Annotated in this window: 21 protein-coding genes; 1 reads left to right on the top strand and 20 read right to left on the bottom strand. The window is 51.7% G+C overall.

From position 1 onward, the window contains the following. Window positions 1–671: 671 nt before the first annotated feature. The 9 genes from NAL19_RS06200 to sdhC form a co-directional block, all read right to left on the bottom strand. Complete coding sequence (locus NAL19_RS06200; protein ID WP_411561418.1) at window positions 672–1,856, bottom strand: hypothetical protein; 1,185 nt, start codon at window positions 1,854–1,856, stop codon at window positions 672–674. A 228-nt stretch (window positions 1,857–2,084) separates the two neighbouring features. Beyond that, on the bottom strand, window positions 2,085–2,957 hold the full coding sequence (sucD, locus tag NAL19_RS06195) for a succinate--CoA ligase subunit alpha (protein ID WP_014914674.1): 873 nt from the start codon (window positions 2,955–2,957) through the stop codon (window positions 2,085–2,087). Continuing rightward, window positions 2,957–4,123, bottom strand: a complete 1,167-nt coding sequence (sucC, locus tag NAL19_RS06190; protein WP_180742384.1) for an ADP-forming succinate--CoA ligase subunit beta — start codon at window positions 4,121–4,123, stop codon at window positions 2,957–2,959. The genes sucD and sucC overlap by 1 nt, the downstream gene beginning before the upstream one ends. Window positions 4,124–4,320: 197 nt before the next feature. Continuing rightward, complete coding sequence (gene odhB, locus NAL19_RS06185) at window positions 4,321–5,547, bottom strand: 2-oxoglutarate dehydrogenase complex dihydrolipoyllysine-residue succinyltransferase (protein WP_225087361.1); 1,227 nt, start codon at window positions 5,545–5,547, stop codon at window positions 4,321–4,323. A 15-nt stretch (window positions 5,548–5,562) separates the two neighbouring features. Further along, entirely contained in the window at window positions 5,563–8,370 is a 2,808-nt protein-coding gene (gene sucA / locus NAL19_RS06180) for a 2-oxoglutarate dehydrogenase E1 component (RefSeq protein WP_225087360.1), read from the bottom strand. Between the two features lie 274 nt (window positions 8,371–8,644). Continuing rightward, window positions 8,645–9,361: a succinate dehydrogenase iron-sulfur subunit gene (locus tag NAL19_RS06175; RefSeq protein ID WP_015839515.1), complete on the bottom strand. Its 717-nt coding sequence runs from the start codon at window positions 9,359–9,361 to the stop codon at window positions 8,645–8,647. Window positions 9,362–9,377: 16 nt separating this feature from the next. Further along, window positions 9,378–11,144: a succinate dehydrogenase flavoprotein subunit gene (sdhA, locus tag NAL19_RS06170; RefSeq protein ID WP_180742381.1), complete on the bottom strand. Its 1,767-nt coding sequence runs from the start codon at window positions 11,142–11,144 to the stop codon at window positions 9,378–9,380. Next, window positions 11,144–11,491: a succinate dehydrogenase membrane anchor subunit gene (gene sdhD / locus NAL19_RS06165; RefSeq protein ID WP_010284997.1), complete on the bottom strand. Its 348-nt coding sequence runs from the start codon at window positions 11,489–11,491 to the stop codon at window positions 11,144–11,146. Before sdhD ends, sdhA begins: the two co-directional genes overlap by 1 nt. Next, window positions 11,485–11,874, bottom strand: coding sequence for a succinate dehydrogenase cytochrome b556 subunit (gene sdhC, locus NAL19_RS06160; RefSeq protein ID WP_015839512.1), 390 nt, complete (start codon window positions 11,872–11,874; stop codon window positions 11,485–11,487). The genes sdhD and sdhC overlap by 7 nt, the downstream gene beginning before the upstream one ends. 652 nt (window positions 11,875–12,526) lie before the next feature. Between sdhC and NAL19_RS06155 the strand changes: the two genes are divergently transcribed. Beyond that, complete coding sequence (locus NAL19_RS06155; protein ID WP_263059126.1) at window positions 12,527–13,813, top strand: citrate synthase; 1,287 nt, start codon at window positions 12,527–12,529, stop codon at window positions 13,811–13,813. Between the two features lie 102 nt (window positions 13,814–13,915). Here the strand turns inward: NAL19_RS06155 and NAL19_RS06150 are convergent, their stop codons facing one another. The 11 genes from NAL19_RS06150 to NAL19_RS06100 form a co-directional block, all read right to left on the bottom strand. Further along, window positions 13,916–14,338 carry a hypothetical protein gene (locus NAL19_RS06150; protein ID WP_225087358.1) on the bottom strand — a complete coding sequence of 141 codons (423 nt, stop codon included), beginning with the start codon at window positions 14,336–14,338 and terminating at the stop codon, window positions 13,916–13,918. Window positions 14,339–14,485: 147 nt separating this feature from the next. Then, window positions 14,486–14,911 carry a bleomycin resistance protein gene (locus NAL19_RS06145; RefSeq protein ID WP_225087357.1) on the bottom strand — a complete coding sequence of 142 codons (426 nt, stop codon included), beginning with the start codon at window positions 14,909–14,911 and terminating at the stop codon, window positions 14,486–14,488. Between the two features lie 15 nt (window positions 14,912–14,926). After that, a complete protein-coding gene (nei, locus tag NAL19_RS06140; RefSeq protein ID WP_263059125.1) occupies window positions 14,927–15,718 on the bottom strand; it encodes an endonuclease VIII in 792 nt (263 codons plus the stop codon). 75 nt (window positions 15,719–15,793) lie between these two features. Beyond that, window positions 15,794–16,441, bottom strand: coding sequence for a pyroglutamyl-peptidase I (gene pcp, locus NAL19_RS06135; RefSeq protein ID WP_225087355.1), 648 nt, complete (start codon window positions 16,439–16,441; stop codon window positions 15,794–15,796). 29 nt (window positions 16,442–16,470) lie between these two features. Then, the gene (gene pxpA, locus NAL19_RS06130; RefSeq protein ID WP_225087354.1) at window positions 16,471–17,208 is read right to left on the bottom strand and encodes a 5-oxoprolinase subunit PxpA; all 738 of its coding nucleotides are present in this window, start codon (window positions 17,206–17,208) and stop codon (window positions 16,471–16,473) included. Further along, a complete protein-coding gene (gene pxpC / locus NAL19_RS06125; RefSeq protein WP_263059124.1) occupies window positions 17,198–18,142 on the bottom strand; it encodes a 5-oxoprolinase subunit PxpC in 945 nt (314 codons plus the stop codon). Before pxpC ends, pxpA begins: the two co-directional genes overlap by 11 nt. Then, complete coding sequence (gene pxpB, locus NAL19_RS06120; protein ID WP_263059123.1) at window positions 18,136–18,792, bottom strand: 5-oxoprolinase subunit PxpB; 657 nt, start codon at window positions 18,790–18,792, stop codon at window positions 18,136–18,138. The genes pxpC and pxpB overlap by 7 nt, the downstream gene beginning before the upstream one ends. A gap of 156 nt (window positions 18,793–18,948) precedes the next feature. After that, window positions 18,949–19,692: a type 2 GTP cyclohydrolase I gene (locus tag NAL19_RS06115; RefSeq protein WP_225087351.1), complete on the bottom strand. Its 744-nt coding sequence runs from the start codon at window positions 19,690–19,692 to the stop codon at window positions 18,949–18,951. Beyond that, complete coding sequence (gene phrB, locus NAL19_RS06110; RefSeq protein ID WP_263059122.1) at window positions 19,685–21,178, bottom strand: deoxyribodipyrimidine photo-lyase; 1,494 nt, start codon at window positions 21,176–21,178, stop codon at window positions 19,685–19,687. The genes NAL19_RS06115 and phrB overlap by 8 nt, the downstream gene beginning before the upstream one ends. A gap of 21 nt (window positions 21,179–21,199) precedes the next feature. Further along, on the bottom strand, window positions 21,200–22,159 hold the full coding sequence (locus NAL19_RS06105; RefSeq protein ID WP_263059121.1) for a YbgA family protein: 960 nt from the start codon (window positions 22,157–22,159) through the stop codon (window positions 21,200–21,202). Window positions 22,160–22,448: 289 nt separating this feature from the next. Further along, the gene (locus NAL19_RS06100; RefSeq protein ID WP_010299142.1) at window positions 22,449–22,655 is read right to left on the bottom strand and encodes a YbfA family protein; all 207 of its coding nucleotides are present in this window, start codon (window positions 22,653–22,655) and stop codon (window positions 22,449–22,451) included. Window positions 22,656–22,971: the final 316 nt, after the last annotated feature.

Here is a 22,971-nt window from a genome sequence, read left to right as displayed (position 1 = left end):
GCCGCCAAACATCCGGCCATTACACCCAAAAGAACACAACAAGAATTGCTTTAACACAGGCTGTAACAAACGCTATAAATACCGTTCACCAGGGCAGTCACACCCCGACAGCAAGCTCAAGATAAATCACAAGTATTACAAGTAGCGTACCCCATAGGGAGGTAGCCGTATATTACGCCTGTAATCCCCTACAATAAATAGGTTTTTACGTGACCCAGACTAGGTTTTTGGCTTCAAATCAACTTACCGACTAAATCGCATGAACGGCGATAATTGACCTCGCGCAATTTAAGCCTATTTCAGAAATTATATCCAGAGGCGTTTTTTGATCTAAAACAATTTAACGCTTTTCTCGTGATTGGTGAGTTGCATTAATTTCTTTATTGCACTTATTGTTAATGCAATGTGATTTTTAGGTTTAATTAAAATTAATTCGGCAATATAATTTTTACTTCCCGTTATCGATTATTCACATGCATTTCTTATCCTCTATTTTATGTCAAATTTTTATTTTTGATTGCTGACCACAACGCGGTATTTTTTATCAATACCGTAGGTGAATTCCCCCATGTTCTCGCCCCCTTATGTGTCGCCCGCTGGCAGCGTTACATGCCAAAGCGGAGGCGAAAAGGCCTCCGCAGTGGTTACAGATACACGCAGTAAAGCGGCGATTACATCTTCGCTTTCATGCGCTCAATGGCCTTATCGTAAACCGTGTTACTTTTCTGGCTTCTCGCAAGCTCATAATGCTGGAGTGCATCGCTAAACTGACCGGCATTTTCGTAGATTTTTGCGATGTTGTAGTACGAACTGGCACGCGTGGTTGCTGCATTGCTACCGTTTGCTAGCGCAATCGCTTTGCGGTTAGCCCAAATCGCTTCGGCAATATGACCCCGCTTATGATAAGCCAGTCCCAGATTGCTGTACGCCTGACCAAATGCGCTATCATGATCGATAGCCAGCAGAAACAGCGACGTAGCCTGTTCTAACTCACCGCGTCCATAGGCCGCTTCACCGTCACGGTTAAGGCTTTTTGCTAACTCGGCATTCGCAGGGGCGGAAACACCCGCCAGAAGTGCAGCTTGCGCAGGGTTTAACGCCATTGGCAGTGCATCAACACCCTCCTTCACTTTTGTGAAATCAGCCTCACCAACGGCATTAATATCTTCAAAATCACCATTCGGATTAAGACGGAAAACCGTCCAGATATTCCCTGTCTTATTCAACGGGACGGAATACGACCGTACCTGTGAACTTCCGACATAGACAAATACTTTTGCACGACTTGCGGAGAGCGCTAATGAATTAGCCTTCTCACCATTCGAATAATCATGAACGGCATAAATATAACTTTCGCCTAAATGCTTTTTATCAATCGTGATCGTTTCTGGGCCGAAACTATCAGTGTCGTCGACATCAAGATTAGCATCGCGTCCATTTTTATGGCTGAAATAAATATGGTTGCCTGGATAAATAAGGTGGGAATCTAAATCGTCAGGTTTTTCACCCCAGGTTAATACAATTCGCATTCCATCCAGATTTTTCATTACTGGACTAATAGCATAAGTCATTCCATCGCACGGGCATTTAACCACCAGATCGGAATACCCTTCTTTTTTTATAATCAGTAAGCTGTCCTGATCCACCTCGAATGGTGCGTTAAGCGCTGCACGGCCTGCGGCATCAGAGCGAGCAGTCACTGACTGCGCACCGTTCTTCTGTAGAATCACCGCAGCGTCATCAATCTTTTTATCTTTAACTGTCGCACTCAGCACTTCAATATTAATAGACTGTGCACTGGCCACGCAGGTAAATGCAGATAATGCCAGCATCAACGCTTTTATATTTATTTTCACACGATATCCCCTTAAGGCAAATTAATTAACCATTCCCTGCTTACATGAACGCAATGAAATAATCTTCATTTGTGTTTATCACTAATCGGCCTTTTCAGGCGCGCGAATTATCCAATAAAACTGAGAAGAAGTCATGTGTAATTCAATTGTGCCGATTAACCCCAATGGCAAGATTTGAATAAAAAAAAGCCACCCGAAGGTGGCTAGAGTATTTCATTGAATAATGGATTAACGCGCTAATATCGCTTTTACTGCATCGCCGATATCCGCCAGGCTGCGAACGGTTTTAACACCCGCCGCTTCTAACGCTGCGAATTTATCGTCAGCGGTACCTTTACCACCCGCGATGATTGCACCAGCGTGGCCCATGCGCTTACCTTTCGGTGCCGTCACACCTGCAATGTAGCCAACAACCGGCTTAGTCACGTGTTCTTTAATGTACGCTGCCGCTTCTTCTTCCGCCGTACCGCCGATTTCACCGATCATCACGATGGCTTCGGTCTGCGGATCCTGTTCAAACAGCTTCAGAATATCGATGAAGTTAGAGCCAGGAATCGGGTCACCGCCAATACCGACACAGCTGGACTGACCCAGCCCGGCATCGGTGGTTTGCTTCACCGCTTCATACGTCAGTGTACCTGAACGAGAAACGATACCCACTTTGCCCGGCAGGTGAATATGACCCGGCATAATCCCGATCTTACATTCGCCCGGTGTGATCACACCTGGGCAGTTCGGACCGATCATCCGCACGCCGCTCTGGTCGAGTTTCACTTTCACCGTCAGCATATCCAGTGTAGGGATACCTTCGGTGATACAGATAATCAGCTCGATACCGGCGTCGATCGCTTCCAGAATAGAGTCTTTACAGAACGGCGCAGGAACGTAGATAACAGAGGCGGTTGCGCCCGTTGCTTCTACTGCCTCACGCACCGTATTAAATACGGGCAGCCCCAGATGTTCCGTGCCGCCTTTACCCGGCGTCACGCCACCAACCATTTGCGTACCGTAAGCAAGTGCTTGCTCAGAGTGGAATGTCCCCTGACTACCGGTAAAACCCTGACAGATAACTTTGGTATTTTTATTAATCAGAATGGACATTATTTACCCTCCACTGCTGCAACAACCTGCTGAGCGGCACCGGTCAGGCTGGTCGCGGCGATAATATTCAGGCCGCTATCCGCCAGTTTCTTGGCACCCAGCTCCGCATTGTTTCCTTCCAGACGTACCACAACCGGTACGTTAACACCCACTTCGGCTACCGCGCCAATGATGCCATCAGCAATCAAATCGCAACGCACAATGCCACCAAAGATGTTAACAAAGACGGCTTTTACCTTGTCATCAGACAGGATAATTTTGAACGCTTCAGTAACACGTTCCTTCGTCGCGCCACCACCAACATCGAGGAAGTTTGCAGGAGAACCGCCGTGCAGTTTCACGATATCCATCGTGCCCATCGCCAGACCGGCACCGTTCACCATACAGCCAATGTTGCCGTCCAGCGCAACATAGTTCAGTTCCCACTGTGCCGCATGCGCTTCACGGGAATCTTCCTGACTTGGGTCGCGCATTTCGCGCAGTTCAGGCTGACGGAACAACGCATTGCCGTCCGCGCCCAATTTACCATCCAGACAGACTAAATCGCCCTGCGTGGTGATAACCAGCGGGTTGATTTCTACCAGTGCCAGATCGCGCTCCAGGAACAGCGTGGCCAGTCCCATGAAGATTTTGGTGAATTGAGCGACTTGCTTACCGCTCAGACCCAGTTTGAAAGCCAGTTCGCGTCCCTGATAAGGCTGTGGGCCTACCAGTGGATCGATCGCCGCTTTATGGATCAGTTCCGGCGTCTCTTCCGCCACTTTTTCAATTTCGACACCACCTTCGGTGGACGCCATGAACACCACGCGACGCGTACCACGGTCAACGACAGCACCCAGATAAAGCTCTTTGTCGATATCCGTTGCCGCTTCAACCAGAATTTGGTGAACGGGCTGACCCTGCGCGTCAGTTTGATAAGTAACGAGTTTTTTACCCAACCAGTTTTCAGCAAAGGCGCGGATATCTTCTTTGTTACTGACGACTTTAACGCCGCCCGCTTTACCGCGACCGCCTGCGTGAACCTGACATTTTACGACCCACGGACCCGCACCAATTTTAGACGCGGCTTCTTCCGCTTCACGCGGTGTGGTGCAGGCATAGCCGGTCGGTGCCGGTAAACCATATCGAGCAAAGAGTTGTTTTGCCTGATACTCGTGTAAATTCATGATGTTCTATCCATTTAGGTTTGGAGATAAGTCGGCAGGCGTTTTCTCATCACCGACTTTTTCGGTAGCGAAAAACGCCAATAACTCTCTGATATATTTGGATAACGCCGCTGAAAAAAACGGCCTACATAGCACTTAATCTGTCTATTTCGGGCGGAAACCGTCAGGGTTATCCGCCCGAGAACCTACCTGTCAGACTAGACGTCTAACAGCAGACGCGCTGGGTCTTCCAGCATCTCTTTCACCGTCACCAGGAAGCCAACGGATTCACGGCCGTCGATCAAACGGTGATCGTAAGACAGCGCCAGATACATCATCGGCAGAATAACCACCTGACCATCCACCGCCATTGGGCGATCTTTAATGGCGTGCATACCCAGAATCGCACTCTGCGGTGGGTTGATGATCGGGGTCGACATCAGAGAACCAAAGACGCCGCCGTTGGTAATCGTGAAGTTACCGCCCAGCAGTTCTTCAACCGTCAGTTTGCCGTCACGGCCTTTCACTGCCAGATCTTTGATACGCTTCTCAATGTCGGCCATGCCCAGCGCATCCACATCACGCAGCACTGGCGTAACCAGACCACGCGGAGTCGAAACCGCAATACTGACATCGAAATAGTTGTGGTAAACCACATCTTCGCCATCAATAGACGCATTCACTTCAGGATAACGCTTCAGCGCTTCAACCACGGCTTTGATGTAGAAAGACATAAAGCCCAGACGCACGCCGTGACGTTTCTCAAACGCCTCACCGTACTGCTTGCGCAGATCCATGATTGGCTGCATGTTGATTTCGTTGAACGTCGTCAGCATGGCCGTGCTGTTTTTCGCTTCCAGCAGACGCTCTGCAACACGCTTACGCAGGCGCGTCATCGGTACACGTTTTTCACTGCGCGCACCCAAAGCAGGTGCAGGAGAAGCCGCCGGAGCCTCAGACTTAGCCGCTTTGCCAGGTTCTTTCTTCTGGGCAGCCAGGTGCTTATCTACGTCTTCACGCGTAATTCGACCCCCTACGCCGCTGCCTTTGATAGCAGAGGCATCAAGATCGTGCTCTGCAATCAGACGGCGGATTGCCGGGCTAAGCGCATCGCTGCTTTCTTCTTCCAGTCCAGCCGTGTGGCGCTGTGCCGGTGTTGATTCTTTGCTCTGTGATTTCTCGCTGGTTTCTTTGCCTGAGCTGTCGCCACGACGGATACGACCCAGCAGTTGGCGAGACGTTACCGTAGCGCCTTCCTCTTCCAGCACAGCATCCAGAATGCCAGCTTCAGAAGCAGGCACTTCCAGTACAACTTTGTCAGTTTCAATTTCAACCAGTACTTCATCGCGCTGAACGCTATCGCCTGGTTTTTTATGCCAGGTCGCAACCGTGGCGTCAGCGACGGATTCAGGCAGGTCGGGTACAAGAATATCTACGCTACTCATTATCTATCCTTTTATTTAATCAACGTTCAGCGCGTCATCGACCAGATCTTGCTGTTGTTTCTGGTGTACGGACATATAGCCAACGGCGGGTGATGCAGACGCCGGGCGTCCTGCGTAACGTAAAGAAGCCCCAAACGGAATCACTTCACGGAAATGGTGCTGACTGCAATACCAGGCTCCCTGATTCAGCGGCTCTTCCTGACACCACACGAAATCGTGAACATGGGCAAAAGGTTCCAGTGCCGCTTGTACTGCCTGATGCGGGAATGGATAAAGCTGTTCGATACGGACGATCGCGACATCTTTTTGCTCGTTTTTGCGGCGCTGCTCCAGCAAATCATAGTAGACCTTACCGGAACAAAGCACGACACGCTTCACGGCTGCCGGATCTAATTCTTCTATTTCCCCAATCGCTGGCTGGAAGGAACCGTTCGCCAGTTCTTCCAGTGAAGAGATTGCCAGCGGATGACGCAGCAGGGATTTCGGTGACATAACCACCAGCGGACGGCGCATTCCGCGCAGCGCCTGACGGCGAAGCATGTGATATACCTGTGCAGGCGTTGACGGAATACAAACCTGCATATTTTGCTCAGCGCACAATTGCAGATAACGTTCCAGTCTCGCAGACGAGTGCTCTGGGCCCTGTCCTTCGTAACCGTGCGGCAGCAGCATAACCAGACCACACATCCGGCCCCACTTCTGCTCACCGGAACTGATGAACTGGTCGATAACCACCTGCGCACCGTTGGCGAAGTCACCAAACTGCGCTTCCCAGATGGTCAGCGTGCGCGGTTCTGCGGTCGCATAACCGTATTCAAACGCCAGAATCGCCTCTTCGGACAATACGGAGTCCCAGACGTTAAACGCGCCCTGCCCGTTGTGCACGTGGTTCAGCGGCGTATAGCTGGAACCGTTTTTCTGGTTATGGACAACAGCATGGCGATGGAAGAACGTACCGCGGCCGCTATCCTCACCGGACAGGCGAATCGGGATACCCTCATCGACCAGCGTCGCGTAGGCCAGCGTTTCCGCTCCGCCCCAGTCAAATGGCTTGTTGCCAGCGGCCATTTCAGCACGGTCAGCGTAGACTTTGGCAACGCGAGGATGAACGTCGATCCCTTCCGGCACTTCACTGATACGCTTCGCCAGTTCCTGCAAACGCTTCATTTCTGTTGCGTGCGGATAAGGCTCATCCCACTCATGGTTCAGATACGGCGTCCAGGTAAAGGACTGCATATCCATTTCACGCCATTCTTCTACCACGCACTCACCCGCATCCAGTGCGTCACGGTACAAATTGACCATTTCGGTGGCATCTTCCAGCGTGATAGATTTTTCCTGCTCCAGACGGTCGGCATAGACCTTGCGTGGCGTAGGATGTTTTTTGATCTTCTGGTACATCATCGGCTGCGTTGCACTTGGCTCATCTGCTTCGTTATGGCCATGGCGGCGGTAACAAATTAGATCGATAAATACATCGCGCTTAAAGGCATTGCGGAAATCCAACGCCAGGCGTGTAACAAACGCCACCGCTTCTGGATCGTCTGCGTTAACGTGGAAAATCGGCGCCTGCACCATTTTACCGATATCGGTACAGTACTCGGTGGAACGGATATCCAGCGGGTTAGACGTGGTGAAACCGATACGGTTGTTGATAACAATACGCAGCGTGCCACCGACTTCGTAGCCACGCACCGTAGACATATTCAACAGTTCCTGAACCACACCCTGACCACTCACTGCCGCATCGCCGTGGATAGTGATTGGCAGAACACGTGGACCACTCTGGCTGCTAAGGCGGTCAAGACGTGCACGAACCGATCCCGTCACAACCGGGCTAACGATTTCAAGATGCGAAGGGTTGAACGCCAGTGCCAAATGCACCAGGCCGCCAGCGGTATCGAATTCAGAAGAGAAACCCTGATGATATTTTACGTCACCCGTGCCCAGGTGTTCTTTATGCTTGCCGGCGAACTCATCGAACAGATCCTGAGATTTTTTGCCCAAGACGTTGATCAGCACGTTGAGGCGGCCACGGTGCGCCATCCCCAATACCACTTCGCGCGTACCATTCGCGCCAGCATGGCGAATCAGTTCTTTCAGCATCGGAACCAACGCATCGCCGCCTTCTAGCGAGAAACGCTTCGCACCGGGATACTTAGCACCCAGATAACGTTCCAGCCCTTCGGCTGCGGTTAATTCTTTCAGGAAACGACGCTTTTCTTCGAGAGAAAATGACGGCTGCCCCATTACCGATTCGATACGCTGCTGGATCCAACGTTTCTCTTCCGTACTGGTGATATGCATGTATTCCGCACCGATAGAACCGCAATACGTGCGCTTCAGTGCTTCATACAGATCTTCCAGCTTCATGGTGTCTTTGCCGATGGCAAAAGAACCTACGTTGAAGGATTCCTGTAGGTCATCCTGCGTCAGATTGTGGTAATCCAGATCCAGTTCTGCAACTGGCTCTTGAGGGCGCAGGAAAATCGGGTCCAGGTTAGCGCGCTGATGTCCACGGAAGCGGAACGCATTGATCAGCTGCAATACCTTGACCTGCTTAGCATCAATATCGGGATCGGTGACAGATGAAGTAAAGCGCGAAGCGTCTTTCGCCAGACGGCGGAAATAATCACGCGTTTTGGAATGGAGTTGATCCGGTTTGACCCCACTCGTAGGCAATTGCTGGAAGATCGAGCGCCAGCTATGTTCGATCGAGTCAGGATCGGTTAAAAAATCTTCATAGAGTTGCTCTATGTAGGACTGATTCGCACCCGCCAAATAGGAGGAATCCAGCCAGGCCTTCATTGCGCCGTTCTGCATTATGATCCCTTAAGCTAATAAGCTTCAGTTTTCGCCGTGGTTAACATGTAATTAGTGCCCGTATATCGTTTACCGTACAAACGGTTCACTTGTCGTACATCGGTACGCGCTTAGGGTATCCATCCCCCCTAAGGAACCTTTAAAAACCGGTTCTGCCGCGTAAGCCGGTTTTTAAAGGTTTCCTGCGCTCCCTCTGAAGAATAGCAACTCCAGAGGGAGATACATGTTTTACTACTTATCTTTATGCAATAACGCGTTACATACTCACTATCCGTTACGCGCTGCGGTGCAACAACATCGATTTAATATGACCAATAGCCTTAGTCGGGTTCAGCCCTTTAGGACACACGTTGACGCAGTTCATGATACCGTGGCAGCGGAAGACGCTGAACGCATCGTCCAGCTCGTCCAGTCGTGGCTTGGTTTCCGTATCGCGGCTGTCGATCAGGAAACGGTAAGCCGCCAGCAGCCCCGCAGGCCCAACAAACTTGTCCGGGTTCCACCAGAACGACGGGCAAGACGTTGAACAGCAGGCGCACATGATGCATTCATATAACCCATCCAGCTTGGCACGTTGATCGGGCGATTGCAGATGCTCACGCGCCGGCGGATTTTTCCCATTATTCAACAGGTAAGGCTTTATTTTCTCATATTGAGCATAGAACTGTCCCATGTCCACTACCAAATCACGTACAACCGGTAATCCAGGTAAAGGACGGATAACAATTTTGCTGTTTCCGCGACGTAACGCAGAAACCGGCGTAATACAGGCCAGTCCATTTTTGCCATTCATGTTAACGCCATCGGAACCGCAGACGCCTTCACGGCAGGAACGACGGAATGATAACGTCGGGTCCTGCTCTTTCAGCAGCATCAGCGCATCCAGCAGCATCATGTCGCGGCCTTCTTCCGCTTCCAACTGGTAATCCTGCATCCGCGGAGCATCATCAACATCCGGGTTGTAACGATAAATAGAAAATTCGAGTTTCATCGTTTGATCTCCGCAATTAATAAGTACGTACTTTCGGCGGGAACGCCGGACGCAGTTTAGGCTGCATGTTCACCTCACGGCGCGTCATGCTGTCGGTTTGCGGCAGATACAACGAATGGCACAGCCAATTCTCATCGTCACGCTCTGGATAGTCGAAGCGGCTGTGTGCACCACGGCTTTCGGTACGGAAGTTGGCGGATACCGCTGTCGCATAGGCGGTTTCCATCAGATTATCCAGCTCCAGGCACTCGATACGCTGAGTATTGAACTCGCTTGAGGTATCGTCCAGACGCGCATTTTTCAGACGTTCACGGATCACTTTGAGCTCTTCCAACCCTTTCGCCATCGCGTCACCTTCGCGGAAGACCGAGAAGTTGTTCTGCATACAGGATTGCAGCGCTTTACGGATTTCAACCGGATCTTCCCCTGAACGGGTATTATTCCAACGGTTCAGACGATCGAGCGATGCCTCAATATCGGAATCGCTGGCATCACGACTAGTGCCCTGCTCTTCCAGAGACTCTTGCAGGTGAATACCCGCCGAACGACCGAATACCACCAGGTCGAGCAGTGAGTTACCGCCCAGACGGTTAGCACCATGAACCGAGACGCAGGCAATTTCACCCACGGCGAACAGCCCTGGAATCACCACATCTTCGCCTTTCTCATTCACCGTCAACGCCTGACCGCTCACTTTGGTCGGAATACCACCCATCATATAGTGGCAGGTTGGAATAACCGGAATCGGCTCTTTCACCGGGTCGACGTGAGCAAACGTGCGGGAGAGCTCCAAAATACCCGGCAGACGGGATTCCAGAACGTCTTTACCCAGATGATCCAGCTTCAGCTTGGCGTGTGGTCCCCACGGGCCATCGCAGCCACGGCCTTCACGAATCTCGATCATGATGGAACGCGCAACAACGTCACGGCCCGCCAGATCTTTCGCGTTCGGCGCGTAGCGTTCCATAAAACGTTCACCGTGCTTGTTCAGCAGGTAGCCGCCTTCACCACGGCAGCCTTCGGTTACCAGCACACCGGCGCCAGCAATACCCGTCGGGTGGAACTGCCACATTTCCATGTCCTGCAATGGAACGCCGGCACGTAATGCCATGCCAACACCATCACCCGTATTAATGTGTGCGTTGGTTGTAGACTGATAGATACGGCCCGCACCACCCGTCGCCAGTACGGTCGCTTTGGCTTTGAAATAGACCACTTCACCGGTTTCAATACAGATCGCCGTACAGCCGACCACCGCACCATCCTGATTCTTCACCAGATCGAGGGCGTACCACTCGGAGAAAATGGTCGTATGGTTTTTCAGGTTCTGCTGATACAGCGTATGCAGCAGTGCGTGACCGGTACGGTCAGCCGCCGCTGCGGTACGCGCGGCCTGCTCGCCGCCAAAATTCTTAGACTGACCGCCGAACGGACGCTGATAAATGCGGCCATCGTCCAGGCGGGAGAACGGTAAACCCATGTGTTCCAGTTCCAGAATCGCTTCCGGGCCGGTTTTACACATATATTCAATCGCGTCCTGGTCGCCAATGTAATCTGACCCTTTTACGGTGTCATACATGTGCCATTCCCAGTTATCTTCATGGGTGTTACCCAGCGCAACGGTAATACCGCCCTGCGCAGAAACAGTATGGGAACGGGTTGGAAACACTTTCGATAACAGGGCACAGGACAGGCCCATTTGGGAGATTTGCAGCGCGGCACGCATACCTGCGCCACCCGCACCAACAACCACTGCATCAAATTCTCTGACTGGCAAATTCATCACGCACCCCACACCACAATAGTTCCATAAATGACGTACACCAATAGCGCGACGACAATCGCCAACTGTAAAGTCAGGCGTAAAGCCAGCGGTTTGATGTAGTCGGTCAGTACTTGCCACATCCCTATCCAGGCATGAACCAGAATGGAAAATAACGTTAGCAGTGTGAATACTTTGGTGAGGGCCATCGCGAAGAAACCACGCCAGATTTCATACGTGATATCGCCAGCCGTAGCAATAAAACCAATGATATAAATTACATACAGAACAATGACGATGGCGGAAGCGCGAATCAGTAACCAATCGTGTACGCCATTGCGTCCTAACGCAGAAGCATTGCTTACCATACGAGGACTCCAGCCAGAATTGAAAGCACGACAGTAATAATAAAGGAGATATTTGCAGAACGCTTACCTGCGGCAAGGTCTTCTTCTATATAGCCAAAATCCATCAAGAGATGACGTAAACCACCAACAATGTGATAAGCCAGCGCAACGAGGATGCCCCAAACGATAAACTTGACGATGAAGCTATCCATAATTTCCGCAGCGCGCAGGAACCCTTCCTCTGAAGAAAGAGAAGTGCCTAACAGCCACAGTAAAATACCGACAGCGACAAAGGTGATAACGCCGGAGACGCGGTGAAGAATAGATGCTATCGCAGTAACGGGAAACTGGATCGTCTGCAATTCCAGATTGACAGGTCTTTGTTTTTTCACAGATTTGCCCACACAGCTTTTATTATTGTTTCTTCCTCCGGGCCTGATGTGAGGTCAGACAGTATGAAAGTTGCAGCCCTGAAGAGTGGGTTTACGATACGCGCTCAAACATCGACATTCCGGTGTCTAAACGGCGCATGATCCTTTCATACTGGGTGCTCCTACTGCAGGGTGATTCCGGAGACCTAGCGGCAGTATAGGTGCTTCACATTCCTATTACAATTCCCATACAAACTGTTTGGTGACATTTGCCCCGAACAGTGATTTAGATCACGAATTTCACAATTTATATAAAATTAATTATCTGATTTGACAAAAGTTCAACATTTCAATTACAACTAGGGGATTGAGTTCCTTATGATGTGTTAAAGCACACGGCGACACTTCCACACTGACGTAACTTATGTAACAGTGGAGAGAGTCCACGTAAAAGTCATAGGTAATGACTAGAATCTATTCAGAGCGCAACTCATTATCTGAATATCGTTAATTACCTGGAGAACGAATTTTTCATCCTGAATGCGGCGATCCGCCTTACTCTGTACCCTATTTGACGACTGTGTCACGACAGAGTTTCACCGGTTATTATCCTTTACCGGTGCACAGGCATGACGGTATTTCTTCAGTGAAAATTTTTAAAATTAAAGCGCTAAGGAGACTGTAAATGGCTGATAAAAAAGCAACACTTACTCTAGAAGGTAAAGAACCAATTGAGCTAAATGTCCTATCCGGCACACTAGGACATGATGAGATTGATATTCGTCCCCTCGGTTCTAAAGGTTACTTCACATTTGACCCCGGTTTTACCTCTACCGCATCTTGCGAATCAAAGATTACTTATATCGACGGTGATGAAGGCGTTCTGCTGCACCGCGGCTTCCCAATTGCCCAACTGGCTGAAAAGTCTAATTATCTTGAAGTGTGTTACATCCTGCTGTTCGGTGAAGTCCCAACGGTAGAACAGTATGAAACCTTCAAGACGACCGTGACGCGTCACACCATGATCCATGAGCAGATTACCCGTCTGTTCCACGGTTTCCGCCGCGATTCACACCCAATGGCCGTATTGTGCGGCGTGACTGGCGCGCTGGCGGCGTTCTACCACGATTCACTGGACATTAACATTGAGCGCCACCGTGAAATCGCGGCCTACCGCTTGCTGTCCAAAATGCCGACCGTCGCGGCAATGTGCTACAAATATTCACTGGGTCAGCCGTTTGTTTATCCGAAAAACAACCTGTCCTACGCGGGTAACTTCCTGCACATGATGTTCTCTACGCCTTGCGAAGAGTATGTTGTAAATCCGGTGCTGGAACGTGCTATGGATCGTATTCTTATCCTGCATGCCGATCACGAACAAAACGCCTCGACGTCTACCGTCCGTACTGCTGGCTCGTCTGGCGCAAACCCGTTTGCCTGTATCGCCGCGGGGATCGCCTCACTGTGGGGACCGGCGCACGGTGGCGCGAACGAAGCCTGTCTGCGTATGCTGGAAGAGATCAGCAGCGTGGAACACATCCCTGCGTTTATCGAACGTGCAAAAGACAAGAACGACTCCTTCCGTCTGATGGGCTTCGGCCACCGCGTGTACAAGAACCACGATCCACGCGCCAAAGTCATGCGTGAAACCTGTCATGAAGTGCTGAAAGAACTGGGCAGAAAAGACGACCTGCTGGAAGTGGCAATGGAGCTGGAGCATATCGCGCTGAACGACCCGTACTTCATTGAGAAGAAACTGTACCCGAACGTGGACTTCTACTCCGGTATTATCCTGAAAGCGATGGGTATTCCTTCTTCCATGTTCACCGTTATCTTCGCGATGGCACGTACTGTGGGCTGGATTGCGCACTGGAACGAAATGCACGACGACGGCATCAAAATTGCCCGTCCACGTCAGCTGTATACCGGCTACGACAAACGTGACTTTACGTCCAATCTGAAACACGATTAATCCATTCAGTACGCATCAAAAAGGCCGGATATAGTATCCGGCCTTTGTTTTTTACCCTACACTGATTTTCAATGGTGATTGAAATACGGATAATCAGCGCAGTTAGTCATGGAATACTTTCGTAAGGTAAACCTGTTTAGCGTCTTTATTAACCCAGATATAGAAGGTTGCCCCTTCAATCTCAGTACGCTTTTTCCACACATCTTCCTCCCCCTGCTTACGTTTCTGCTGTTCATATCCTAATGCTGTGAGGTACGTTTTTAGCGGGGTAGCATCAGAGGTATCATTACAAATGATGGCATTTGATGGCGCATAACCATCGCCGGGCACATATTCAAAAGCGTAATTGCTCGATATCCTTGGGGTATTGCGGATATCTTCATCGGTGAACGCATAGTAGGTAAAATGATCGCCTTCAGTATACGTTCTTATCTCCGTAGAACCCGATGCCACAATAAATATAAATAACATCCCAACCATCATCGCAGGAACCAAAAGCAGTAATAGATATTTGATTACTTTCATGCCCGCATTCTTCTGCCTTTGGTTTTGTTAAATTCTAGTGTTGTACCGTCATCCGTTAGAATGTTAACTATGCAAGTGTTCACCCAATGCAACTTCGTTTGAACCATTCAGGTCAGCCCCGGTAGAGTTAGCATTTTCATAACGGCACTAAAGGGATGACTTACAACCTAAACTTTGCGTGAATCGCAATAAATAGCCATCTGGATCCTGTACCAGAAAATTACTTTCCCCGTGGTACACCTCATGATCGCGGTACCAGCACGTTTCCACGGGTCTGCGTAGCGTATAACCCGCACGTTCAATCGCCGCCGCCAGCGCCTGAGCATCTGGGCACTCAATCGATAAATTCATACCACGGCCAAACGGTGGTTCTAAAGGCTCCACACGCCAGGGCGATTCGGTTAAATAATCCTGTTCCAGCATCAATTGGCTCCCATGATAAGAAAGGAACGCGAACTTATCTTCAGGCCTGTCGTACTCAATCTGAAATCCCAAAACGTAGCAATAAAACGCCAGACTCTTTTGTAAGTCAGAGACAATCATTTCTGGGATTAACGTATTCATAGTGCGCATAAATCACTCACATTATTACTTCTGGCAACCCGGGCACCAATAGAATGGGCGTGATGACAGCATCGTTCTTTCGATGATTCCACCGCAGCGCTCACAGCGTTCCCCTTCACGATGGAAAACCTTAAACGAAAAAATCGCCCCGTGATGGTGGTTTTCATCAACGGTGCCGCGCGTGTTGTAGGACAATCGGGGAATCTCCAGCAGCGCCTGACTTAACGTCCGCAGTTGGTCCTCATTTAGCTGTGCTGCCGTGTGTTGCGGTGCCAGCTGTGCCTGCCAGAGAATCTCGACGCGCAGGTAATTCCCCAGCCCCGCAAGAAATGCCTGATCCAACAACAGCCCACTAAACTGGCGACGACGAAAACGGGGAAGTAGCAAACGCTCATAGACCTGTTCCGACGTCAGTGAGAGATCCAAGACATCAGGGCCGATACGTTGCAGGAAAGGATGCGTGGTGAGTGCCTCCGGCGTCAGCATTGCAATATCGGACGCGCTGTAAAGCAAAATGGCACGATCCTGCGTTTCCAGCCGGACGCGCAAATCCCGCTTCGTTTCCGGCGATTCGCCGGCATTCACCACGCGCCACACGCCATACAGCTGGTTGTGGCTATACAACACCCGATCATTGCTAAAATAGGTCAGCAGCGCTTTTCCACGCGTTTCAATCTGCCTGATCTGCTGCCCGACCAATTCTGCCTCGTACGGTTTCAACTCAGGAAACGCAAACCAGACACGCGTCAGCGTTTTTCCTACAACGGCTTCAACCAGCTTATCGGCCGCCCGACGAATTTCCGGCCCTTCCGGCATACCTTACTCCCTGAAATGCACACGTATTGCGCGATTAACCACACTCTCGGTTAACAACATTCTTGGTTAACCACACTAATGCAGGGCGCCTCCCGTCACCGCCACATCCACCTGCTGCACCAGCGACTGCTTGATCATCACTTCCAACGCCGCCGTAACGAGCGGCGTGGGCATGCTCGGCTCACCGGGATGTCGTGCAGCCTGTTCCGGCGAATAAGGAATATGAACAAATCCGCCGCGCACCACATCGCCTTGTTGATGCAGTAAATGTAAAAGCCCGTACATCACATGGTTGCAAACAAACGTCCCCGCAGTTTGCGATACCGAGGCGGGAATCCCCGCCACACGTAACGCTTGCACCAGCGCTTTCACCGGCAACGTAGAGAAATACGCCGCAGGCCCCTTTTCGACTACGGGCGTATCAATCGGCTGGTTACCTCGGTTATCAGCAATGCGGGCATCATTAATATTAATCGCCACACGTTCGACAGAAATATCAGCACGACCGCCGGCCTGCCCTACCGCGATGACCACTTCCGGCTGCCATTCCGCTATTGCGCGGTAAAGCTGTTCCAGCGACACATCAAAAACACAAGGTAAACAGCAGGCAACCACGCGTGCGCCGCCGACTTCCCGTTGATGAAGCACTTTCACCGCTTCCCATGAGGGATTAATCGGTTCACCCTCAAAAGGTTCAAACGCCGTGATCAAAACGGTTTTCATCGGTTATCCCCGCCTTACAAAAATAATCATTATGCCGCAGCAACCGCTATCTGATGCTCGCTAAAGCAGCTGCGTAATTTGCGGGCAAACAGCAGTGCATGTTGTCCATCACCGTGAATACACACGGTATCCGCCTGCACATTCACCCAAGAACCGTCGATTGCCCTCACCCGCTGGCGCTGAATCATTTCCAGCGTCTGAGCCAGCGCCAACTCATCACTATTAATCAGCGCTCCCGCCTGAGTGCGCGGTACTAGCGTTCCGTCAGGCAGATAACAGCGATCGGCGAACACTTCCTGACGCGTCTCCAGCCCCAACCGTTGCCCGGCCCGGATTAGCTCACTGCCCGCCAGCCCGACCAGACGCAGCGCGGGATTGACGACCTTCACCGCCTTAGCTATCGCATCGGCTAACGCGGGTTCGCACGCGGCCTGATTGTAAAGCATGCCGTGCGGCTTTACATGCGACAGCGTGCCCCCTTCAGCAGCGACAATCGCACTGAGCGCACCAAGCTGATACACCATCTGCGCAAAGACAACTTCAGCAGGCACATTCATCGCTTTGCGGCCAAAATTTTCACGATCGGGAAAACTCGGATGTGCACCAAGCGCAACCCCATAGCCCATTCCCCAACGTACTGACTGACGCATGGTTTGTGCATCGCCAGCATGAAATCCACAAGCAATATTGGCAGAGGTCACTAACTTCAGCAGCGCTTCGTCGTTCTCCCCCCCCTCGCCCAGATCGGCATTCAGATCAATAATCATGCAGCCTCCACGCCAGTTGTTCGAGATAACGCCGCTGATCTTCACCCGCTTTTTGCGCCTGAGCCTGCGTGCAGCGAATAAAATGTATCGGTTCACCGAGCCGGATTTGCGCCAGATGGAATAAATCCGCCTCGATCACCGTCGCAATGCGTGGATAACCGCCGGTTGTCTGCGCATCCGCCAGCAGTACGATAGGGTGACCATTATGCGGAACCTGCACGACGCCGGGCAGTAACCCATGTGACGGCAGTTCGCGCGGTTTGTTGCCTGACAAGGCGGAACGCTGTAGCTCAGCGCCCAGCAAACGGTAGCCCATGCGGTTACTTTGCGGGCTCAACTGCCAGGAAGTTCGCCAGAACAACTCCTGCATTTCTTCGCTGAACTCCTGATACTCCGGCCCCGGCAATGCCCGCACGCGGTTGCTGAACAACAGCTGCTTGATGCCGACTTCCCGTGTCAGTTCACGAGTCGGCGTACCCAACGCAAGCTCATCGCCGTCCATCAGCAAACGTCCGTCAAAACCCCCAAAGCCCGCTTTCAAATCGGTACTGCGCGAACCGAGTGCTTCCGGCACATCTATGCCACCGGACAGGGCCAGATAGCTGCGCATCCCGTTACGCGGCATACGCATTTTCAACGTTTGTCCCGGCTTCACGGCGAAACGCCAGCCTGTCCAGAGCGGTTTGCCATCAAGGTCGGCATGGCAGTCTGCACCGGTCAGCGCCACCCAGCAGGCGGTAGTGAATGTTGCGGTAAACTTGCCCAGCGTAATTTCCAGCGCGGCCGCATTCTCTGCGTTGCCCACCAGCAGGTTAGCCATCGTCAGAGCGGGCAGATCGAGTGCGCCTGACTGGCTGATTCCTAAACGGCGAAAGCCGACACGGCCGCCGTCCTGCACCGACGTATGCAATCCGGCATGGATAACTTTCAGCATACGCCCTCCTTCTGTGGCAGAAACCGAACGTTATCGCCAGGACGCAACAGCGTGGGCGGCATCGTTTGTGGATTAAACAATTTCAACGAGGTGTGACCAATCAGTTGCCAGCCGCCCGGTGTCGCCAGCGGATAAATCCCTGTCTGCGCTCCCCCAATACCAACCGACCCGGCTGGCACGCGCAGGCGTGGTTCGGCGCGACGCGGCATATGCAATTTCTCGTTTAACCCGCCTAGATAGGCAAAACCCGGCTGAAAGCCCAAAAAGTAGACCACATACTGTGCAGACGCATGCGCTTCCACAGCCTGACGCTCGCTGAGACCACTGTGAGCGGCCACTTCCGCCAGATCCGGCCCCGCCTCTCCGCCATAGACAACAGGAATGTCGATATCCCGCGGGTCAAACACCAGCGACTCACTCTCTTCCCACCAGCGCTGCAAGCGTTCAATCGCATCCAGTGCCACCTGCTGCGAATTCGCCAGTAACACGGTCAGGTTGTTCATGCCCGGAATCGCTTCCAGCACTTCTTCATGGTGGTTCAGGCGCTCGGCAAGCCCCCATATCCGCTGCTGGCTCTCCAGCGACATGGGCGGTTCCAGTTCCAGAACAACCGCTCTCTCGCCCAGAAGATAACATCGTGCTCGTTGCAATCTTTCCTCCTGAATCGCGTTTTATCCGTCATGGCGAACATGGCCAAATGATTAGCGTTGCTTACCTATACATTTCCTTCCCAACAGCTAAGCAACAACGATGCCAACATAACAAATACGGCATCATTCCTGTACGATACAGAGACTTTCAGCCCATCATGCAGGGTTAGGAATATCAATAAATGTCACATCAAAACCGTGCTGTGCCGCCAGCCATTCGCCCAACGCCCGAATGCCGCCACGCTCGGTGGCATGGTGTCCAGCAGCGAAAAAGTGCAACCCCATTTCGCGCGCGATGTGGATGGTTTGCTCAGACACTTCACCGGTAATAAAAGCATCAACACCAAATCGGGCCGCCTGTTCAATAAAGCCCTGCCCACCGCCGGTACACCAGGCCACGCGCTGTATCTGTTGCGGTGCATTATCCCCACAATGCAGCACGGTACGCCCCAGACGCTTTTCTACACGACGGCAAAAGGCATCCGCCGTCATAGGTTGCGCCAGCTCACCATACGGCACCAGCGGCTCAATTGCCCCCTGCACCTGAATCTCCAGCAGTGCCGCCAGTTGGGCGTTATTTCCCAGTTCAGGATGTGCATCCAGCGGCAGGTGATAGCCGTACAGATTGATATCATTGAGCAACAGCGTTTTCAGTCGGTTACGCTTCATACCACAGACAATCTGCGGTTCGTTTTTCCAGAAGTAACCGTGGTGAACCAGAATCGCATCGGCCTGCTTTTCTACCGCCGCATCCAGCAGCGCCTGTGAAGCCGTTACGCCTGTCACAATACGTTTTACTTCTGCACGCCCTTCAACCTGCAAACCGTTCGGCGCATAGTCCTGAAACGTCGCCGTGTTCAGTTTCTCGTTAATAATGCTTTCCAGTTCCACATTACGCATACTTACTTTTCTCTTCTCGATCGTTATCCGCCATACCGATATTTTTGGCCGCCTCAAACGCCGCCAGCGTATTCTGACGCGCGGTTTTATGGTCGACGATTGGCAGCGGATAGTTCAGCTGATGGTGGTGTTTGTCAGCCCAGCGATGGGGCTGATGAATATCTTTATCTGGCACAGCGGCCAGTTCGGGCAGCCAGTGACGAATAAACCGACCTTCAGGGTCGAAACGCTCGCCCTGCGTTGTCGGATTGAAAATACGAAAATAAGGTGCCGCATCGGTGCCGGTCGATGCCGCCCACTGCCAGCCGCCGTTATTCGCCGCCAGATCGCCATCCAGCAGTTGCGACATAAAGTAGCGTTCGCCTTCGCGCCAATCGATCAGTAAATCTTTGACGAGAAAACTGGCGCAAATCATACGCAAGCGATTGTGCATCCATCCCGTTTCATTCAGTTGACGCATCGCCGCATCCACAATCGGATAGCCGGTTTTCCCCTGCTGCCAGGCGGCGAAATCCTCCGGCGATTCTCGCCATTTCACCCACTGCGTCCATGCGGTGAACGGTCGGTGTTTACATAGCTGTGGCCAGGACACAATCAGGTGGCGGTAAAATTCACGCCAGACCAGCTCGTTAAACCAGGTAAATGCCCCACCCTCACGCCGTTCCAGCATATCCGGGCACTCGGCACGCAGACGGTTAAAGCACTGGCGCGGCGATACGATCCCAAGCGCCAGATACGGAGAAAGTTTGCTAGTGCCGGGCAACGCAGGAAAATCCCGCTGCTGGTCATAATCCTGCACCTGCTCGCGGCAAAAACGGCGCAGTTGCTGCAACGCCGCACGTTCGCCGCTGGGGAAATCGTCGCTATCCACGTCGCACAGCGGATAGCTGAACGGTGCCAGTTCCAGTGTGTTATTGATCGGCTCACCGCGCGCGTCCGGTGCCGGTACGCACGTCGTCTCCGACTCCAGCAGACGTTTGATAAAGGCCTGACGGAAGGGCGTAAACACTTTATACATCTCGCCGTTGCCCGTCAGCACACTGCCCGGCGGCAGCAACAGGCTGTCATGATAGCCGTGACAAACCACACTATCTGCTAGCCGATCTTTTACCTGCTTATCACGCAGTCGCTCATTAATTTCATATTGATAATTGAAGAAAAGGTCGGTGGTCTGCTGCTGCGCACAAAATTGCACCAGCCAGTCAACCGATGCCGCAAAGTCGGCACATTCATGGTAATACAGCGGGATTCCTTTCTCGGCCAGCGCATGCTGCACCGACGTCAGGTTTTCCAGCAGAAAGGCCGCCTGTCGCGGTGCCATACTGTGTTTTTCCCACTGTGCAGGCGTCGCGATAAAGACGGCCATCACAGTGGCATTCGGATCCTGACAGGCCGCGTACAGCGCCAGATTATCGGTAATGCGCAGGTCGTTGCGCAGCCAGACGACATGGGTAACGGCATGATGTGTAACGACATGCGTGGTCATGAAACTCCTCGGGCAGTCAAACTAGTGTCCGTAACGCAGGCGCAATGCCTCTGGGTACGGCTCAAAGTAACGCTGCTGAGCCAGGTACGCATCAGGGTATTCCGCCATGTAATGTTGCAGCAGCGTGATAGGTGCCAATAGCGGCTGCAAACCTTGCCGATAGCGATCGATGAGCTGCGCCAGTTCTTGCCGCTGCTGAGCATTAAGCTGACGCCGGAAATAGCCCTGCACGTGCATCAGCACATTAGTGTGATTGCGCCGCGTCGCAGGCGTCGACAACAGCTTCATGAGACGTTTCCGGTATTCAACAATGTAATCTTCCAACGATTCCCATTTATCGATTCCCGCAACAAATAGTCCCAGTTCGCGGTATTCCGGCTGGGAATGCGCCAGCAGCAGTAATTTATAGCGGCTATGAAAGGCAATGAGCGCGCCACGGCTCAGCCCGTCCTGCCATAGCTGGTTCAGTTCGTGTAGCGCATAAACGCGCTCAATAAAATTCTCCCGCAGGCCGGGATCGTGCAAGCGTCCGTCTTCCTCAATCGGTAGCCAGGGCATTTGCCGCATCAGCTCCTGCGTAAACAGGCCGACTCCGCTTTTACGTGCATTCTTTTGCCCTTCATCGTAGACCTTCACGCGTTCCATACCGCAGCTTGGCGATTTCGCGCAGACAATATAACCGCATAAATGCTGAAGCTGGCTGACTTTGTCAGCAGAAAACACCGTCATCTGCTGGGTGACATCCAGCGACGAGCCATTGCTGGCGCGCAGCGTAATGTGGCTTTCCCCTTCTCGCACCAGTCTGAGCGCCGGACGCGGCACGGGTAAACCAATCGCCATTTCCGGGCAGACCGGTTCAAAGCGAAAATAAGGCGCCAGTTGTTCAACAGCAAACGTCAGACGCTTGTGCCCGCCATCAAACCGCACGGGATTACCGAGCAGACAGGCGCTGATACCAACAGGGATGAGTTCGAGCGTCATGATTTATCCTTATACCCGTCATATTTCAAGCGGCATGCACGTTGGCATTCTGTAAACCCTCTGACCAGCATAGCGGATTTCACCACGATTCTGTGCAGTCGTAGCGAAGAATAAAGTAATAAATCATGAGATTGGGGAGAAATAACGGCAGAACAGGCAGGAAGGGAAATGGGTAAATCTCGTCAAAACATATTTAAACCGATCCTTCGCCGGTTCATTTTTCGTGTTTATCTGCCATTCCCGTTTTAAGGATACAGCAGATAAACACGAGAGACCTTATACGCAGGCCTTAATAAAAATCGCAAGCAGCCGCTTCGGACTGTGCCATCCATACTGGTTTATCGCTGGTTTTCAGCCAGACGCGGTGTAAATAGCTGTAAAAACGCGCCCGATCCCGGCGAAACAGCATCACCGGTAACGCCAGCACGCCGATGGCAACCACGGCGGCGCGACGCAGGAGAATACGGTGCAAGGGATAAGTAGTGTAAAGCGACATAACGATCCTCCTCTGGGATAAGCGCCTTTGTTCAGCGGCGCTTTTCATAACGACAAAATAAGAACTGTGATATTGGTTAAAATTTTACCGCTTTTTCTGAAAGTTTACTACTCATCTGACCAGTAAAAGATGAAATAATCGCCAACTTTTTTCGTCACTACGTTATTAAGTTACAATAACGTTAAAAATAAACTTACCATTAGTTAATTTATGGTTTTAGATTGGATCACTTTATCCCTTTCTCTTAATACCACCTTCCCATCGCAGACGATGCTGTTGGCACAGCAGCACCATTACCGCTCCCACCATCTACTTT

Origin of the sequence: Pectobacterium sp. F1-1, assembly GCF_025643735.1 — a bacterium.
GTDB classification, from domain to species: domain Bacteria; phylum Pseudomonadota; class Gammaproteobacteria; order Enterobacterales; family Enterobacteriaceae; genus Pectobacterium; species Pectobacterium colocasium.
The sequence above is the reverse complement of the archived record's forward strand: the minus strand, read 5'-3'. Positions and strand labels throughout refer to the sequence as shown.

What these genes read in the sequence shown, in the direction of transcription:
- pcp (WP_225087355.1), bottom strand. Translation starts at nt 16,441, where the DNA reads ATGAAAACCGTTTTGATCACGGCGTTTGAACCTTTTGAGGGTGAACCG.
- sdhA (WP_180742381.1), bottom strand. Translation starts at nt 11,144, where the DNA reads ATGAATTTGCCAGTCAGAGAATTTGATGCAGTGGTTGTTGGTGCGGGT.
- pxpC (WP_263059124.1), bottom strand. Translation starts at nt 18,142, where the DNA reads ATGCTGAAAGTTATCCATGCCGGATTGCATACGTCGGTGCAGGACGGC.
- odhB (WP_225087361.1), bottom strand. Translation starts at nt 5,547, where the DNA reads ATGAGTAGCGTAGATATTCTTGTACCCGACCTGCCTGAATCCGTCGCT.
- NAL19_RS06100 (WP_010299142.1), bottom strand. Translation starts at nt 22,655, where the DNA reads ATGTCGCTTTACACTACTTATCCCTTGCACCGTATTCTCCTGCGTCGC.
- NAL19_RS06105 (WP_263059121.1), bottom strand. Translation starts at nt 22,159, where the DNA reads ATGACGCTCGAACTCATCCCTGTTGGTATCAGCGCCTGTCTGCTCGGT.
- sucD (WP_014914674.1), bottom strand. Translation starts at nt 2,957, where the DNA reads ATGTCCATTCTGATTAATAAAAATACCAAAGTTATCTGTCAGGGTTTT.
- NAL19_RS06115 (WP_225087351.1), bottom strand. Translation starts at nt 19,692, where the DNA reads ATGCGTAATGTGGAACTGGAAAGCATTATTAACGAGAAACTGAACACG.
- NAL19_RS06175 (WP_015839515.1), bottom strand. Translation starts at nt 9,361, where the DNA reads ATGAAACTCGAATTTTCTATTTATCGTTACAACCCGGATGTTGATGAT.
- phrB (WP_263059122.1), bottom strand. Translation starts at nt 21,178, where the DNA reads ATGACCACGCATGTCGTTACACATCATGCCGTTACCCATGTCGTCTGG.
- NAL19_RS06145 (WP_225087357.1), bottom strand. Translation starts at nt 14,911, where the DNA reads ATGCGCACTATGAATACGTTAATCCCAGAAATGATTGTCTCTGACTTA.
- sdhD (WP_010284997.1), bottom strand. Translation starts at nt 11,491, where the DNA reads ATGGTAAGCAATGCTTCTGCGTTAGGACGCAATGGCGTACACGATTGG.
- NAL19_RS06155 (WP_263059126.1), top strand. Translation starts at nt 12,527, where the DNA reads ATGGCTGATAAAAAAGCAACACTTACTCTAGAAGGTAAAGAACCAATT.
- sucA (WP_225087360.1), bottom strand. Translation starts at nt 8,370, where the DNA reads ATGCAGAACGGCGCAATGAAGGCCTGGCTGGATTCCTCCTATTTGGCG.
- NAL19_RS06150 (WP_225087358.1), bottom strand. Translation starts at nt 14,338, where the DNA reads ATGAAAGTAATCAAATATCTATTACTGCTTTTGGTTCCTGCGATGATG.
- pxpA (WP_225087354.1), bottom strand. Translation starts at nt 17,208, where the DNA reads ATGATTATTGATCTGAATGCCGATCTGGGCGAGGGGGGGGAGAACGAC.
- sucC (WP_180742384.1), bottom strand. Translation starts at nt 4,123, where the DNA reads ATGAATTTACACGAGTATCAGGCAAAACAACTCTTTGCTCGATATGGT.
- nei (WP_263059125.1), bottom strand. Translation starts at nt 15,718, where the DNA reads ATGCCGGAAGGGCCGGAAATTCGTCGGGCGGCCGATAAGCTGGTTGAA.